Here is a 15,298-nt window from a genome sequence, read left to right on the forward strand (position 1 = left end):
GTTATTGAACCTCACGCGGGAGTGTTTTCTCGGCTGCATCGAATGATTATACGCGGATTTGCTACGTCTAAAAGTGTGGCGCTAGCCGACGGTCAGCCTTTTACGGTAAAGCCAGAGGATGGTAGCAAAGCCGGCTGCTCCGCCAACCGCCGCCGGGCTTATCGACATCCCGAGCATTTCAAGAGAAGTCAGAGCAGCAATCAGGATAACTAGGCCGATTCCATAGCGGAGCATCGAAACAATCCTTTGGGCCACCAGAGACGATATTGTCTCACAAGTGTCAATATCCGCAACTGGGGCGAGAGCTGCCGTACGGCACTCCCTATCGGACGGTGCCGATAAATCGCCCTACACCCCCTCGCGCAACATGCCTGCCCGCCGCGGCCGCGCCTTCAGATCCTCCCCCAACGGGGGAGGGGGACCGCCGCCGAAGGCGGTGGTGGAGGGGCCGCGCCGCGAGGCGCGGTAAAGGCCGGGAGGTCGGACTTCCGCCGCTGGCGCGGCGGCCCCTCCACCATGGGCTGACGCCCATGGTCCCCCTCCCCTGCTTTGGCAGGGGAGGATTTGGAGGGCCTACTCCCCCTCGCGCAACATGCTCGCCCGCCGCAGCCGCGCCTCCAGATCCTCCACCATGCTTTCCCTGCTCCGGAACGCATGCTGCAGGTCGCGCTGGCTGAGGGGCATCAGGAACTCGCAGCCGTGGCGGGTGTCCTCGCGCCACACCACCCGCGCCTCGCGCGCGCCGGCGCCGGACATGCCGATCCAGATCAGCGTGCCCTCGGGCAGTTCGACATCGGCGTTGAACAGGAAGCCGGTGCGCGAGAAATTCTCGACCACCGCGTCGAACGGGCGGCCGTCCATGCCGCGCACGGTGGTTTCCCGATTCACCAGGAAGCGCACCGCGCCGCGCGCGTCCATGCTTCCCCAAACTTCCAGTCGCGCGACGAGCACTCGTGCCTGTTCCCTTGCCCCAGCACACCGGCTCTACGACAAACGGGGTTAACGCCTGACCAACGCGCCGCCGCTTCTTGACGCGGCGCAACATCGCTGCCATATGCGAAACCACGACGAGGCATTTATATGCAGCGTGATCGGCGGCGCGCCCCTGTTGGGGACCTGCTCCGCTAGGCTCTGCTTCGTCGCTTATCGGCTTCCCAAATCACGCGGGGCGTCACTTGTTGACCCCGCCTTCGCGTGCGCCCTTTGAAGATGCGTGCGCGCCGGCCGCATCTATAAGGTTTTACCATGCAATTCAAAGAACTCGGCCTTTCCGAGACCGTCCTGGCTGCGCTCGCCGCCAAGGGCTATACCGACGCGACGCCGATCCAGGCGCAGTCGATCCCCGCGCTGCTCGAAGGCCGCGACCTGCTCGGCATCGCGCAGACCGGCACCGGCAAGACCGCGGCGTTCATGCTGCCCTCGATCGATCGCCTGATCGCCAGCGCCAAGCGTCCGCAGCCGCGCGGCTGCCGCATGCTCGTCCTCGCGCCGACGCGTGAGCTGGCAGCGCAGATCGCCGACAACGCCAAGCATTATGCCAGCGGCACCGGCCTGCGCATCGCCACCGTGTTCGGCGGCACCTCGGTCCACAAGAACAAGACCGATCTGGCGCGCGGCGTCGACATCCTCGTCGCCACGCCGGGCCGCCTCGTCGACCTGCTCGACCAGCATTTCCTGATCCTGCTAGGCATCGAGATCCTGGTGCTTGACGAAGCCGACCAGATGCTCGACCTGGGCTTCATCCATGCGCTGCGCCGCATCGTGAAGGAGCTGCCGACCAAGCGCCAGTCGCTGTTCTTCTCGGCGACCATGCCGAAGACGATCCGCGAGCTGGCCAGCCAGTTCATCCACAATCCGGTCGAAGTGAAGGTGACCCCGGTCGCCACCACCGCCGAGCGCGTCGAGCAGTTCGTCACCTATGTGACGCAGGCCGAGAAGCAGGCGCTGCTGACGATGCAGTTGCGCAACCCGGAGATCGACCGCGCGCTGATCTTCACCCGCACCAAGCATGGTGCCGACCGCGTCGTGCGGCTGCTCGCCGGCAACGGCATCGCCGCAAACGCGATCCACGGCAACAAGAGCCAGCCGCAGCGCGAGCGCGCGCTGGGCGAATTCCGCTCGGGCAAGGTCAAGCTGATGGTGGCGACCGACATCGCCGCGCGCGGCATCGACGTATCGGGGGTGAGCCATGTGTTCAACTTCGAGCTGCCCAACGTGCCGGAGCAATATGTCCACCGCATCGGCCGCACCGCGCGCGCCGGCGCCGACGGCATCGCGATCAGCTACTGCGCCGATGACGAGCGTCCGTACCTGAAGGACATCGAGCGGCTGACCCGCCAGAAGCTCACCGTGCAGCCGCTGCCGGAGAACTTCATGGCCGAGGCCGACAAGATCAAGTCGACCCGCTCGCCGATGCCGGCGAGCCGCGACGAGCAGAACGGCCGCAACGGCCGCGCGATGCAGCATGCCTCGGGTCGGCGTGGCGACGGCCAGCCGGGCGGCCGCGGTCGCGGCGGTCCGCGCAGCGATGCGCCGCGTAGCGGCGAGCCGCGTCGGGCCGAGGGCGGCGCGCGCAGCGACCAACCGCGTCGCGCCGAAGGTGCCGGCCATGCCGGTGCAGGGGCAGGCGCGGGTCGCGGCCCGGGCGCGCCCAAGCGCAAGTTCAACGCGCGTCCGGCCGGCAGCGGCCAGGGTCGCCCCGGCAGCAATCGCGGCCAGGGCCAGGGCGGCGGTCAGGGTCGCGGGCGCTGACGTCCGCGCGCTTCCCCGACATGGGGAGGCGATCCATGCGAGCATGGTGGAGGGGCCGCGCCGCGAGGTGTGGCCCTTCGCGTTTTGCGGCCGGGAGGATCGCCGTGCCGTCCCATCGCGGCACGGCTGTATCAAAGCCGGCCATTTACCAATTTCAATAATCTAGCGCCGCCCCCTGCGATCACGATACCGCCCGTGCAACTCAACGGGTGGGACAGAAAGACAATGCGCACGGCCCTGATGGCGGCAGCTCTTGCATTCGGCGCGATGGCGCCGGCAGCCGCGGACGCGGCGGTGGTGATCACCGGCGTCGACAGCAATCCCGGCATCCTGATGGCGGACATGATGGTCTACACGCCCGGCAACTTTCTGGGCGCCTGGCCGGGCATGGGCCGCTTCCTGCTGAGCGGCACCGAAGGCGGCAAGGCCGTCTCGTTCCTCAGCTACTGCATCGATCCCTTCAAGCCGGTAGGCGAAGGCGCGTATGAACGCGCAGGCATCGGCTCGGTCCTGGGCGATCCCACCCGCCAGCAGCAGATGCTGACGCTGCTCACCCATTCCGATCTGCTGCTTGCCGCCGAGACGGATCTATCGGGCAAGCAGACAATCTCCGCCGCGACCCAGCTCGCCGTGTGGGAAATCCTCACCGAAAGCGGCAAGTATGATACGACCGCCGGCGACTTCTACACCTATGGCGGCAACAGCAATGATGCGCGCAGCCTGGCCAACAGCTATCTTACCCAGGTCACCAGTGGCGGCTGGGCCCCCATTGCCGGCCAACAGCTGCAGGTGCTCTACTCGCCCACCCAGCAGAGCCAGGTGTTCCTCACCGCCGTGCCGGAACCGGCCAGCTGGGCGATGATGATCGGCGGCTTCGCCTTCGTCGGCGGCATGCTGCGTCGCCGCCGCAGCATGGCCTACCGAGTCGCCTGAGCGCGGCTATCACGCTGAATTCGGGGCAGGCGCATGGTTCGCCTGCCCTTTTTCTTTGCCGTTTGGCGACACACGCAAATGCAGGCATGAAATGCCCGTGTGACGTTTCAGCGACTCGGGTTGCATCCCTTGAACCGCGATGCTAGCAGCCCGGCAACCCATCGGGGGCGCAGTATGCGTCGCCCCCCTTTTGTGCATGGGGTCACTTCCGACCCTCCGAGAGGAAACGAATCGCGTGGAGAATTCCGGCGGTATTCAGGCCAGCCTAAGCGGACGCTACGCAACCGCGCTGTTCGAGCTGGCACGTGACGCCAAGGCCATCGAGGCCGTCGAAGCGAGCCTTGCGACCGTGCGGGCGGCGCTCGACGAGTCGCCCGAGTTCAAGGCGCTGACCACCAGCCCGCTGATCGGCCGGAAGGACGCCGGCAAGGCGGTGGCCGCTGCGGCGGGCGCGATGGGCCTGGATGCGACGACGACCAAGTTCCTCGGCGTGCTCGCCGAGAACCGCCGTCTGGCACAGCTGCCGGCGATCATCCGCACCTTCCGCGCGCTGGCGACCAGCCATCGCGGCGAGACGACCGCGGAGGTGGCCTCGGCACACCCGCTCAATGCCGAACAGGTCGACGCGCTCAAGCAGCAGCTGCGTACCCGAATCGGCCGCGAGGTCTCGGTCGACCTGTCGGTGGACCCCTCGCTCCTCGGCGGCCTGGTCGTGAAGATCGGCAGCCAGATGATCGATTCGTCGATCAAGACCCGACTGAACTCCCTCGCGCACGCGATGAAAGGCTGAAGGCAAGAAGATGGATATCCGCGCCGCAGAAATCTCGAAGGTCATCAAGGACCAGATCGCCAATTTCGGCACCGAAGCGCAGGTTTCGGAAATCGGCCAGGTGCTGTCCGTCGGCGACGGCATCGCGCGCATCCACGGGCTGGACAATGTCCAGGCCGGTGAGATGGTCGAATTCGCCAATGGCGTGCAGGGCATGGCGCTCAACCTCGAGGCCGATAACGTCGGCGTCGTGATCTTCGGCTCGGACGCCGAGATCAAGGAAGGCGACACGGTCAAGCGCACCGGCACGATCGTGGACGTCCCCGTCGGCAAGGGCCTGCTCGGCCGCGTCGTCGACGGCCTGGGCAACCCGATCGATGGCAAGGGCCCGATCGAGTATACCGAGCGCCGCCGCGTCGAAGTGAAGGCACCGGGCATCATCCCGCGCAAGTCGGTGCACGAGCCGGTGCAGACCGGCCTCAAGGCCATCGACGCGCTGGTGCCGATCGGCCGTGGCCAGCGCGAGCTGATCATCGGCGATCGCCAGACCGGCAAGACCGCCGTCGCGATCGACACCTTCATCAACCAGAAGGGCCCGAACAGCTCGGGCGACGAAGGCAAGAAGCTCTACTGCATCTACGTCGCAATCGGCCAGAAGCGCTCGACCGTGGCGCAGATCGTCCGCCAGCTCGAAGAGAATGGCGCGATGGAATATTCGATCGTCGTCGCCGCCACCGCCTCGGAGCCGGCCCCGCTGCAGTTCCTCGCGCCCTATACCGGCTGCGCGATGGGCGAGTTCTTCCGCGACAACGGCATGCATGCCGTGATCGTGTATGACGATCTGTCGAAGCAGGCCGTCGCCTATCGTCAGATGTCGCTGCTGCTCCGCCGCCCGCCGGGCCGCGAAGCCTATCCGGGCGACGTGTTCTATCTCCACAGCCGCCTGCTCGAGCGCGCCGCGAAGATGAATGACGCCAACGGCTCGGGCTCGCTGACCGCGCTGCCGATCATCGAGACGCAGGCGGGCGACGTGTCGGCCTATATCCCGACTAACGTGATCTCGATCACCGATGGCCAGATCTTCCTCGAGACCAACCTGTTCTACCAGGGCATCCGTCCGGCCATCAACGTCGGCCTGTCGGTGTCGCGCGTGGGTTCGTCGGCGCAGACCAAGGCGATGAAGAAGGTCTCGGGCTCGATCAAGCTCGAGCTCGCCCAGTATCGCGAAATGGCCGCGTTCGCGCAGTTCGGTTCGGACCTCGACGCCTCGACCCAGAAGCTGCTCAACCGCGGCGCGCGCCTGACCGAGCTGCTCAAGCAGCCGCAGTTCAGCCCGCTGTCGTTCGAAGAGCAGACCATCTCGATCTTCGCCGGCACCAACGGCTACCTCGACAATGTCGCGGTCAAGGACGTGGTCCGCTTCGAAGCCGCGATGCTCGCGCACTTCCGTTCGCAGCATGCCGAGGTGCTCGCCGAGATCCGCGACACCAAGGCCTTCGAGAACGGTACGCGAGACAAGGTGAAGGGCGTGCTCGACGCCTTCACCAAGACCTTCGCCTAAGGGACTGCCGCCGGATGGCCAACCTCAAGGAACTCAAGGGCCGGATCGCCTCGGTCAAGTCGACCCAGAAGATCACCAAGGCCAAGCAGATGGTCGCGGCGGCGAAGCTGCGGAAGGCGCAAGCCGCCGCAGAAGCCGCGCGCCCCTATGCCCAGCGCCTTGAGGGCGTGGTCGCCAGCCTCGCCAGCAAGGTCGGGGCCAGCGACAATGCGCCGCGTCTCCTCGCCAGCACCGGCAAGGCGGACACGCAGCTCCTCATCGTCGCCAATGGCGACAAGGGCCTGTCGGGTGCGTTCAACGCCAACATCGTCAAGGCGGCGATCCTCAAGGCCCGCACGCTGATCGCCGAGGGCAAGACGGTGAAGTTCTACCTCGTCGGCCGCAAGGGCCGCGCGGTGATCGCCCGTACCTTCCCCGGCATGATCGTCGGCCAGTTCGACACCACTGCCGTGCGGACGCCGGGGTATGACGAAGCGCGCGCCATCGCCAAGGACGTGACCGACCGCTTCTTCGCGGGCGAGTTCGACGTGGCGACGCTGTTCTACTCGCACTTCCGCTCGGCACTGGCCCAGGTGCCGACCGAGCAGCAGCTGATCCCGGTTTCGGTGCCGGAGATGACGGTGGCGAGTGCGGGTGCTTCGGTCGAGTATGAGCCGGACGAAGAGACGATCCTCGCCGATCTGCTGCCACGCAACCTGACGGTGCAGATCTTCAAGGCGCTGCTGGAAAACCAGGCCAGCGAGCAGGGCGCGTCGATGACCGCGATGGACAACGCGACGCGCAACGCCGGTGACCTGATCAACCGTCTGACGATCCAGTATAACCGTTCCCGCCAGGCCGCGATCACGACCGAACTGGTGGAAATCATTTCGGGCGCCGAAGCGCTCTAAAAGCTGCACGAAGCAAGGAAAGCAACAATGGCAACCGCCGCTGTAGACACCACCCCGACCACGGGCACCAACAATGTCGGCCGCATCAGCCAGGTGATCGGCGCGGTCGTCGACGTGACGTTCGAGAACAACCTGCCGGCGATCCTTTCGGCGCTCGAGACGCAGAACAACGGCAACCGCCTGGTTCTCGAAGTCGCGCAGCATCTGGGCGAGAACACCGTCCGCACGATCGCGATGGACGCGACCGAGGGGTTGACGCGTGGCCAGACTGTCACCGACACTGGCAACCAAATCCAGGTGCCGGTCGGCCCCGCGACGCTCGGCCGCATCCTCAACGTCGTCGGCGAACCGATCGACGAGCGTGGTCCTGTCGGCACCGAGCTGCGCGCGCCGATCCACGCCAAGGCCCCCGAGTTCATCGAGCAGTCGACCGACAGCGCGATTCTCGTCACCGGCATCAAGGTGATCGACCTGCTCGCGCCCTATGCGAAGGGCGGCAAGATCGGCCTGTTCGGCGGCGCCGGCGTGGGCAAGACCGTGCTCATCCAGGAGCTGATCAACAACATCGCGAAGGGCCATGGCGGCACCTCGGTGTTCGCAGGCGTGGGCGAGCGTACCCGTGAGGGCAACGATCTCTATCACGAGTTCCTCGACGCCGGCGTCATCGCCAAGGACGCCGACGGCAACGCCATCAGCGAAGGCTCGAAGGTCGCCCTCGTATATGGCCAGATGAACGAGCCGCCGGGCGCCCGTGCCCGCGTCGCGCTGTCGGGCCTGACGATCGCCGAATATTTCCGCGACGTCGAAGGCCAGGACGTGCTGTTCTTCGTCGACAACATCTTCCGCTTCACCCAGGCGGGCGCGGAAGTGTCGGCACTGCTCGGCCGTATTCCGTCGGCGGTGGGCTATCAGCCGACCCTGTCGACCGACATGGGCGCGCTGCAGGAGCGCATCACCTCGACCACCAAGGGGTCGATCACCTCGGTGCAGGCCGTGTACGTGCCCGCCGACGATCTTACCGACCCGGCGCCGGCAACCTCGTTCGCCCACTTGGACGCGACGACCGTGCTCAACCGCGCCATCTCCGAGCTGGGCATCTACCCGGCGGTGGATCCGCTCGACTCGACCAGCCGCGTGCTGGAACCGCGCGTCGTCGGCCAGGAGCATTACGAGACGGCGCGTGCGGTGCAGGCCATCCTGCAGAAGTACAAGTCGCTGCAGGACATCATCGCGATCCTGGGCATGGACGAGCTTTCCGAAGAGGATAAGCTGACCGTCGCCCGCGCCCGCAAGATCCAGCGCTTCCTCAGCCAGCCGTTCCACGTCGCCGAAGTGTTCACCGGCATCCCGGGCGCCTTCGTGCAGCTGGAAGACACGGTGCGCTCGTTCAAGGCGGTGGTCGACGGCGAGTATGACCATCTCCCGGAAGCGGCCTTCTACATGGTCGGCGGCATCGACGACGCGATCGCCAAGGCCAAGAAGCTCGCCGACGAGGCGTAAGCCACTACTAGCCCCTCCCCTTCAGGGGAGGGGTTGGGGTGGGGCGCGAGCGCAAGCGAGCGTCCCGTACTAGCCCCAAATGGCGACGCCGGGGGCATCGAGCCCCCGCCGCCGCATCCCCACCCCTTCCCCCTCCCCTGAAGGGGAGGGGCTTAGGATAGAGAACATGCTGCACTTCGAACTCGTCACCCCGGAACGTCTCGTCCGCTCGGAAGAGGTCCATATGGTCGTCGTCCCCGGCAGCGAGGGCGATTTCGGCGTGCTGGAAGGCCATGCGCCGATCATGTCGACGATCCGCGACGGCAATATCGAACTCTATAAGGCGGGTTCGACCACGCCCGAGCTGATCCGCGTCGAAGGGGGTTTCGCCGAGGTCAACGAGCGCGGTCTCACCGTGCTGGCCGAACGCGCCGAATAAGCGCACGCACCGAACAACAGTTCGAGGGGGCCCCAGGGCCCCCTTTTTTGTGCGTGCGCGCGGCTGGCGGGGCCGGAGGTGGCACGGCCATTCTCGCCCCCGGCCTTCCCTTCCAGCGACGCCAGCCCCCCCCCAGCGGCGCAGCCAAGGCGCGCCGGGCCCAGGCCATCGGTGCGTTCTGGCGCTCCCTGTGCGCCCTGCCTGCGCGGCGCCCTGCCCGCCGGCATGCCGCTCGGACCTGACAGCGCCCGGTACGGCCCTTGCCAGCGATGGAGCCGGCGCATGGCAGCGGATGCGCTCCGACCGCCTCGAAGCGACGGGGCATGGCCGCAGAGACCTTAGCGCCACCGATACAAAAAGGCCGGACGCGATCCCGTCGCGCCCGGCCTTTTTGTATCCATACTGTCCCTACCGGGGTTACTTCGCCGCCTTCTCCGGCAGCACCACCATCGTCCAGTCCTTGTCCGGCCGCAAATATTTGGCGGCGAGCGCCTGGAGTTCGGCCGGGGTGGTCGCGGCATAATCCTTCGCCAGGCTGCGCATGCCGGTGATCCGTGCCGGATCCTGCGTGCCGCCCTCCACCAGGTTCATCCAGAACATGTTGCCGCTCGACATGCGGAGAAGCTGCTGCTTGAGCGGCGTCAGCGCGCGGTTGAGCTCGTCGGCGTCGATCGGCTTCGCCACCAGGTCCGCCGCGATGTCGCGGGCGAGCTTGAAGAAGAAGTCGGTCTTGTCCGGCGGCACCATGCCCAGCGCGGCGATCTTGCCGCCGGCGGCCAAGCCCAGCGGCCAGTCGCTCATCACATTGGGCGAATAGCTCACGCCCGCCTGGATGCGCAGCTGCTCGATCAGCCGGTCGCGGAACACAGCGGTAAGGATCTCGAGCTTGCGGCTCTCGGCGAGGCCGGCACTGCCGCCGCCCGTCGGCCAGGCGATCACCGCCGCGGCCTGGTCCACCGCGCCGGTATGGGTGCGCACCACCGGCGTCGCGACATGCGCGGGGAAGCGCACCGGCGCGCCGCTTTCCGCACCCGGGCCGCGCGACTTCAGCGCGCCGAAGCTCGCCGCCACCGCCTGCACCGTCGCATCGGCATTCATGTCGCCGAAGATATCGACCTCGATCGGGCCGGTCTGGAGGATCGGCTCCCAGAAGGCGCGGAACGCCTGCGGGGTGAGCGCGGTCACTTCCTCGCGGCTCGGCACGCCCCAGCGGGGATCGCCGTCGTGCAGCAGCACGTCGAGGTCGCGGCCGAGGACCGCGTCCGGCGAGGCCGAGAGGCCGGCATAGGAGGCCAGCGTCGCCGCCTTGGCGCGGGTGATCGGGTTGGGGTCCCAGCCCGGCGCGGCCAGCTTGGTCGCGAACAGGCGGAGCTGGTCGGCAAGGTCCTGCTTGTTGGTCTGCGCCTGGAAGACGAAGGCGTCCTCCTCGATGTCGAAGCCAAGGCCGATCTGGCGGTTGCCGGTCAGCGCGTCGAGCTCCTCCTGGCCGAACTTGCCGATGCCGCTGGCCATCAGCGCGGTCTTGCCGGCCCAGGCCGGCACGCGCTTGTCACCCGGCAGCGCCCGCAGGCCCCGGCCGAAGCGGATGTTGACCCAGACCTTGCCGGTTTCGGACTGGTCCTCGCGCATCAGCAGCTTGACGCCGTTGGCGAAGGTGACCTGATCGATGGCGATATCCGGATCAACGCGCGTGCGCTCGACCACCTTGCCCGGCGCGCCGAGGCGCGGCAGCTGGTCGAACTTCACGTTCAGCGTACGGCGCTTCATCGCCGCCGCCTTCACGTCCGCCTGGAGCGCGGTCGTCACCTTGCGGACGACATCGGGATCGGGCGCATGGGTGTTGACGAGCGCGCGCGTCGCAGTGCCCTCGAACACCTTCTTGGCCGAGGCCTGCACCGCCGCCGGCGTGAACATGCGCGCGGCGATCGCGCCCTTGAAGATCGCATAGGAGGCTTCGGGCGTCGTCACCGTCTCGTTGATGTCGACGGCCTGGACGAGATCGTCCGCCAGCGACACGGCCGATTCGACCGGCGCGGTGGAGATGCGGTTGCGCATCACCGCATCGATCTCGCCGAGCTCGCGGTCGATCTCCGCCTGGCTGGGCGGGGCGGCCATCAGCTCGGCAGCGGTGGCGCGGACATCGCGCAGCGCGCTTTCCCAGTCGTCGCCGGTGGGCAGCACGGTCAGCGTCGTGACGTTCGCCGAGCGGGCGATATCGTCGAGATCCGCGCCCGCCCCGATGAACGAGGCGCCGCCGCGCGCGCGCGATTCGAGGCGACGGTTGAGAATGCGGATCGCCACCATGTCGATCATGCGCTTCTGGTTGAAGATCACCGTGTCGGCATAGACCGTCCACGGCCGCACGATCGCCATCAGCGCCACCGGCTGCAGCGCCGGCTCGACGATGCTCGCGGCGATCGGATGATCGGCCTCGGGCTTGCCGAAATCGGGGGTCTTGGGCGCCTCGCCCTTGCCCTGCCAGCTCGAGAAATATTTGTTGATCATCGCCTCGAGGATCGCGGGATCGACATCGCCGATCGCGATCACCGTGGCGCGCTCCGGGCGGTACCAGCGATCGTGGAACGCCTGGACGCTGGCCGGCGTGGCGGCATTGAGCGCCTCGACGGTGCCGATCGGCTCGCGATCGGCGAGCAGCTGGCCGGCGAAGATCAGCTGGTACAGCGCGTCCTGCATCCGCTTCTGCGGCGCGGGCTGCTCGCGCCCCTCGGCGAGCACCACCGGGCGCTCGGCGGTGAGCGACGCCTGGGTGATCGCCGGCGCGGCCATCATGCCGGAGAGGATCTTGAAGCTCTCGTCCAGCCCTTCCGGCGTCGCGTTGGGCAGATCGAGCTTGTAGGTGGTGCTGATGAAGGTGGTCGCAGCGTTGCTGTCCGAGCCGAAGGTGACGCCCAGGCGCTGCCAGATCCGCTTCGAATCGCCGTCCGGCACATAGGTCGAGCCGCGGAAGCTGAGATGTTCGAGCAGGTGCGCGAAACCGCGCTCCGAGTCGCGCTCCATCAGCGAGCCCGCATCGATGCGGACGCGGATCGAGATCTGCCCCGGCGGCACGCCGTTCTTGCGCACCGCATAGCGCACGCCGTTGGAAAGCCGCCCGAACTTCCATTTATCGTCATGGACGAGGTCGCTGCCCTTGTAGAGCCAGGGATCCTCGGCGGTCTGGACGCCCTCGGGCCGGCCTTGCGCCAGCACCGGCGTGGGCAGCGAAGGAGCAGCGAGTGCAAGGAGAAGCAGGGCGAAGCGCGGCATGCGCGGACGTGAGAACATGAAGCCCTTTCTAGAGGCGAGTTGGTCGCCTTGCCACCGGCAACCTTTCTGCCGGATGTACGCCACAAGAATCCATCCCGACGCCATGTTTTGGACCCAAGTGACGGCCTAGATCCAGGGCATGGATTGTTGCGTTGCAGCACCGAAGTTCGGGGCCAACGCGGAAGGTTCGGGGAAGTTGCGCGTGGATGTTGCCACCAGCGAGGCACGGATCGGGTTGCCGGCCGACACGGCCGTGCTTCCCGACTCGCCCTGCCGCCCGCGCCCCCTGCTGCTGCGCTGGGGCAAGCACCTGCGCGGCACGCTCGACCGGCTGATCGCGGCGTCCTCGCTGGTACCCAATACGCCGGTGCTCGACATGCGGGCCTTTCCCTGGACGGCCGCGCTGCGCGCCGATTGGGCAGCGATCCGCGACGAGGCGCTGGCAGCGATCGCGGCGCAGCCCGGCGCGCCCTCGCTTGCCGCCATCTCGCCCGACCACCGCGCCATCGCGCCGATCGGCAAATGGCGCAGCCTGTTCCTGTGGGGCTATGGCTACCGCGTCGACGAGAATCTCGCGCGCTGCCCGCACACGTCGCGGCTGATGGAGCAGATTCCCGGCCTGAACAGCGCGATCTTCTCGATCCTCGCGCCCGGCACGCATATTCCGGCGCATCGCGGCGTCACCAAGGGGCTGATCACCTGCCATATGGGGCTGGTGGTACCGCGCGACGGCGACGTGCGGATGCGCATCGGCAGCCGCGTGGTCCGCTGGGCCGAGGGCGAGACCCTGGTGTTCGACGACACCTATGACCATGAAGTGTGGAACGACAGCGCGCATACCCGCATCGTCCTGCTGATCCAGTTTCGCCGCCCCTTGCGCAATCCGGGCCGCTGGATCGCCGACACGCTGCTCGGCGTGCTGCGCCGCTCCGCCTTCGTGCAGGAAGCGCGGGCGAATCTGCGGCGCTGGCATCGCGGCGAAATCACGGCCGACGCCTGACGATCGCCACATTGTCGGCGCGGACCGGCGGCGCTAAGCCAGGACCATGCCACGCCCCTTCCATCTTGCCTTTCCGGTGCATGACCTCGCCGCCGCCCGCGCCTTCTACGGCGGGCTGCTCGGCTGCCCGGAGGGCCGCGCGTCGGACCAGTGGATCGACTTCGATCTGTTCGGCCACCAGATCGTCGCCCATCTCGATCCTGCCGCGAAGCCGGTCGCGACGACCAGCCCGGTCGACGGCCATGACGTGCCGGTGCCGCATTTCGGGGTGGTGCTGACGATGGAGGACTGGCACGCGCTCGCAGCCAGGCTGGAGGCGGCAGGGGTTGCCTTCGGCATCGCGCCGCACATCCGCTTCCAGGGGCAGGTGGGCGAGCAGGCGACGATGTTCTTCCGCGACCCCAGCGGGAACGCGCTGGAATTCAAGGCGTTCGCCGATGACGCCATGGTGTTCGCAACATGATCCCGCAGACGATCAGCGTCGACATTCCCCACCAGCTGGGCCGCGACGCGGCGCGGGCACGGATCGATTCGAAGATCGGCCGGCTGGCGGAAAAGATCCCCGGCGGCGCCACCGTCGAGCACCGCTGGGACGGCGACAGCCTGCACTTCACCGTCGCGGCGATGGGCCAGCAGGTGGTGAGCCGGCTGGACGTGCAGGATACCCAGGTCCACGCCGAAATCGCCCTGCCCGGCATGCTCGCATTGTTCGCGGGCAAGGTGCGCGAGATGCTCGCGAAGGAAGGGCCCCGGCTGCTCGCCTGAGGGGCCCGCGGCGGGTCAGCGCGCCGCGCTCACCCGCCACACGGTATTGCCGACATCGTCCGCCACGAGCAGCGCGCCGCCCGCCCCGGTGATCACCGCGACCGGGCGGCCCTGCGCTTCGCCCTTGGCGTTGAGGAAGCCGGTGAGCACGTCCTGCAGCTTGGCGCCCTTGGCCGGGAAGCCATTGTCGCCGAACGGCACGAACACGACCTTGTAGCCCGAGGGCGGCTGGCGATTCCACGAGCCGTGCAGGCCGATGAAGGCGCCGTTCGCATAGGCGCCGCCCAGCCGCGCACCATCGGCGAAGGTGAGGCCCAAAGGCGCGGTGTGGGCACCCAGCCCGAAGTCCGGGCGGCGGACATATTCGCGCAGGTCCGGCCGCCCCGGCTCGACCCGCTTGTCTTCGTACCCACCCCAATATTGCCAGGGCCAGCCGAAAAAGGCGCCGAGATCGACCCGGCTCAGATAGTCCGGCGGCATGTCCGAGCCGAGCATGTCGCGCTCGTTCACCACCGCCCAGAGCGCCTGGGTCCTGGGCTCGAAGGCCATGCCGTTGGCGTTGCGGATGCCCCAGGCGAAGATGCGGCTGGTCTTGGTCGCGGGATCCAACTCGAGGATCACCGCGCGGTTGGTCGGCTGCGCCGCCGCGGCGGCCATCTGGCCGGGGCTTTCGGCGCTGTAGATCGGGCCTTCCTTGTCCAGCCCGTCCTCCGCGACGTTCGAGGACGAACCGATGCTGACATAGAGGTGCTTGCCGTCGAGCGAGGCCACCACGTTGCGCGCCCAGTGGTTGCCGCCGCCCGGCAGCGCCAGGATCTTCTCCGACTTGGCGGTGATCCTGGTCTGGCCTTCCAGATACGGATAGCGGACCAGCGAATCGGTGTTCGCCACGTAGAGCGCGCCGTTCGCCACCACCATGCCGCTGGGCGAGTTGAGCCCGGTGAGGAATACGGTGCGCATATCGGCCACGCCGTCGCCATCGCTGTCGCGCAGCAGCGTGATGCGATTGGCCGAGGCGCCGCCGGCACCCGCCTTGTTCATCAGGATGCCCATTACCCAGCCGGTGATCCCGCCCTTGTCGCGCGGCGGCGAATTGCTTTCCGCGACGAGGATGTCGCCATTGGACAGCTGGTACAGCCAGCGTGGGTGGTCCAGCTTGTCGGCGAACTTTTGCACCTTCAGGCCCGCCGCCGGCTTCGGCATCGCGCCCGCCGGCCAGCCGACCGCCTTGGCGACCCCGACCGTAGGGATGTTCTGATAGCGCGGATCGGTGATCTCGGGTTCGCGGCCGGTGACGGCGATCTCGGGCAGCGTGGCGACGTCCGGGCGGCTGAGCCAGTACCAGGCGGCACCGCCGGCGACGATCAGAAGGGCGAGGGCGATCAGAAGGCGCTTGAGCATGCCGCCAGCGATAGGGGGCAGCGCGCATGAATCCAATGCGATT

General features: G+C 67.5%; 14 protein-coding genes. 10 read left to right on the forward strand and 4 right to left on the reverse strand.

From position 1 onward, the window contains the following. Positions 1-81: 81 nt before the first annotated feature. Together A7X12_RS25870 and A7X12_RS04075 are read right to left on the reverse strand one after the other, a co-directional pair. Positions 82-234 carry a hypothetical protein gene (locus tag A7X12_RS25870; RefSeq protein ID WP_198161878.1) on the reverse strand — a complete coding sequence of 51 codons (153 nt, stop codon included), beginning with the start codon at positions 232-234 and terminating at the stop codon, positions 82-84. Positions 235-573: 339 nt separating this feature from the next. Further along, positions 574-951, reverse strand: coding sequence for a PilZ domain-containing protein (locus tag A7X12_RS04075; RefSeq protein ID WP_232318353.1), 378 nt, complete (start codon positions 949-951; stop codon positions 574-576). Positions 952-1,245: 294 nt separating this feature from the next. Between A7X12_RS04075 and A7X12_RS04080 the strand changes: the two genes are divergently transcribed. The 7 genes from A7X12_RS04080 to A7X12_RS04110 all read left to right on the forward strand — a co-directional run bounded on the left by A7X12_RS04080 (position 1,246) and on the right by A7X12_RS04110 (position 8,822). Continuing rightward, entirely contained in the window at positions 1,246-2,751 is a 1,506-nt protein-coding gene (locus tag A7X12_RS04080; RefSeq protein ID WP_064310371.1) for a DEAD/DEAH box helicase, read from the forward strand. Between the two features lie 225 nt (positions 2,752-2,976). Continuing rightward, the gene (locus A7X12_RS25875) at positions 2,977-3,684 is read left to right on the forward strand and encodes a PEPxxWA-CTERM sorting domain-containing protein (protein WP_064310372.1); all 708 of its coding nucleotides are present in this window, start codon (positions 2,977-2,979) and stop codon (positions 3,682-3,684) included. Between the two features lie 235 nt (positions 3,685-3,919). Next, the gene (locus A7X12_RS04090; RefSeq protein ID WP_064310373.1) at positions 3,920-4,474 is read left to right on the forward strand and encodes a F0F1 ATP synthase subunit delta; all 555 of its coding nucleotides are present in this window, start codon (positions 3,920-3,922) and stop codon (positions 4,472-4,474) included. 10 nt (positions 4,475-4,484) lie between these two features. Continuing rightward, positions 4,485-6,014 carry a F0F1 ATP synthase subunit alpha gene (gene atpA / locus A7X12_RS04095; RefSeq protein ID WP_064310374.1) on the forward strand — a complete coding sequence of 510 codons (1,530 nt, stop codon included), beginning with the start codon at positions 4,485-4,487 and terminating at the stop codon, positions 6,012-6,014. Positions 6,015-6,028: 14 nt separating this feature from the next. Next, a complete protein-coding gene (locus A7X12_RS04100) occupies positions 6,029-6,904 on the forward strand; it encodes a F0F1 ATP synthase subunit gamma (protein ID WP_064310375.1) in 876 nt (291 codons plus the stop codon). Between the two features lie 27 nt (positions 6,905-6,931). Further along, positions 6,932-8,404 carry a F0F1 ATP synthase subunit beta gene (gene atpD, locus A7X12_RS04105; protein ID WP_064310376.1) on the forward strand — a complete coding sequence of 491 codons (1,473 nt, stop codon included), beginning with the start codon at positions 6,932-6,934 and terminating at the stop codon, positions 8,402-8,404. Positions 8,405-8,570: 166 nt separating this feature from the next. Then, positions 8,571-8,822, forward strand: a complete 252-nt coding sequence (locus A7X12_RS04110) for an ATP synthase F1 subunit epsilon (RefSeq protein ID WP_064310377.1) — start codon at positions 8,571-8,573, stop codon at positions 8,820-8,822. Positions 8,823-9,239: 417 nt separating this feature from the next. On the opposite strand, the gene A7X12_RS04115 is transcribed toward A7X12_RS04110, so the two are convergent. Then, positions 9,240-12,107, reverse strand: a complete 2,868-nt coding sequence (locus tag A7X12_RS04115) for a M16 family metallopeptidase (protein ID WP_064310378.1) — start codon at positions 12,105-12,107, stop codon at positions 9,240-9,242. Positions 12,108-12,291: 184 nt separating this feature from the next. On the opposite strand from A7X12_RS04115, the gene A7X12_RS04120 reads away from it, so the two are divergent. Genes A7X12_RS04120 through A7X12_RS04130 form a run of 3 tightly spaced genes read left to right on the forward strand, consistent with a single transcriptional unit; the run spans position 12,292 to position 13,854 of the window. Next, positions 12,292-13,089 carry an aspartyl/asparaginyl beta-hydroxylase domain-containing protein gene (locus tag A7X12_RS04120; RefSeq protein WP_084445105.1) on the forward strand — a complete coding sequence of 266 codons (798 nt, stop codon included), beginning with the start codon at positions 12,292-12,294 and terminating at the stop codon, positions 13,087-13,089. 46 nt (positions 13,090-13,135) lie between these two features. Then, entirely contained in the window at positions 13,136-13,552 is a 417-nt protein-coding gene (locus A7X12_RS04125; protein WP_064310379.1) for a VOC family protein, read from the forward strand. Continuing rightward, positions 13,549-13,854 carry a polyhydroxyalkanoic acid system family protein gene (locus tag A7X12_RS04130; RefSeq protein WP_064310380.1) on the forward strand — a complete coding sequence of 102 codons (306 nt, stop codon included), beginning with the start codon at positions 13,549-13,551 and terminating at the stop codon, positions 13,852-13,854. Before A7X12_RS04125 ends, A7X12_RS04130 begins: the two co-directional genes overlap by 4 nt. 15 nt (positions 13,855-13,869) lie before the next feature. Here the strand turns inward: A7X12_RS04130 and A7X12_RS04135 are convergent, their stop codons facing one another. Then, complete coding sequence (locus A7X12_RS04135; RefSeq protein ID WP_064310381.1) at positions 13,870-15,255, reverse strand: PQQ-dependent sugar dehydrogenase; 1,386 nt, start codon at positions 15,253-15,255, stop codon at positions 13,870-13,872. Positions 15,256-15,298: the final 43 nt, after the last annotated feature.

It is taken from the genome of Sphingomonas sp. TDK1 (assembly GCF_001650735.1).
GTDB lineage: Bacteria > Pseudomonadota > Alphaproteobacteria > Sphingomonadales > Sphingomonadaceae > Sphingomonas.

Excerpts from the sequence above, each read along its gene's own strand:
- A7X12_RS25870 (WP_198161878.1), bottom strand. The coding sequence starts at position 234 with ATGCTCCGCTATGGAATCGGCCTAGTTATCCTGATTGCTGCTCTGACT.
- A7X12_RS04080 (WP_064310371.1), top strand. The coding sequence starts at position 1,246 with ATGCAATTCAAAGAACTCGGCCTTTCCGAGACCGTCCTGGCTGCGCTC.
- A7X12_RS25875 (WP_064310372.1), top strand. The coding sequence starts at position 2,977 with ATGCGCACGGCCCTGATGGCGGCAGCTCTTGCATTCGGCGCGATGGCG.
- atpA (WP_064310374.1), top strand. The coding sequence starts at position 4,485 with ATGGATATCCGCGCCGCAGAAATCTCGAAGGTCATCAAGGACCAGATC.
- A7X12_RS04100 (WP_064310375.1), top strand. The coding sequence starts at position 6,029 with ATGGCCAACCTCAAGGAACTCAAGGGCCGGATCGCCTCGGTCAAGTCG.
- atpD (WP_064310376.1), top strand. The coding sequence starts at position 6,932 with ATGGCAACCGCCGCTGTAGACACCACCCCGACCACGGGCACCAACAAT.
- A7X12_RS04110 (WP_064310377.1), top strand. The coding sequence starts at position 8,571 with ATGCTGCACTTCGAACTCGTCACCCCGGAACGTCTCGTCCGCTCGGAA.
- A7X12_RS04115 (WP_064310378.1), bottom strand. The coding sequence starts at position 12,107 with ATGTTCTCACGTCCGCGCATGCCGCGCTTCGCCCTGCTTCTCCTTGCA.
- A7X12_RS04125 (WP_064310379.1), top strand. The coding sequence starts at position 13,136 with ATGCCACGCCCCTTCCATCTTGCCTTTCCGGTGCATGACCTCGCCGCC.
- A7X12_RS04130 (WP_064310380.1), top strand. The coding sequence starts at position 13,549 with ATGATCCCGCAGACGATCAGCGTCGACATTCCCCACCAGCTGGGCCGC.
- A7X12_RS04135 (WP_064310381.1), bottom strand. The coding sequence starts at position 15,255 with ATGCTCAAGCGCCTTCTGATCGCCCTCGCCCTTCTGATCGTCGCCGGC.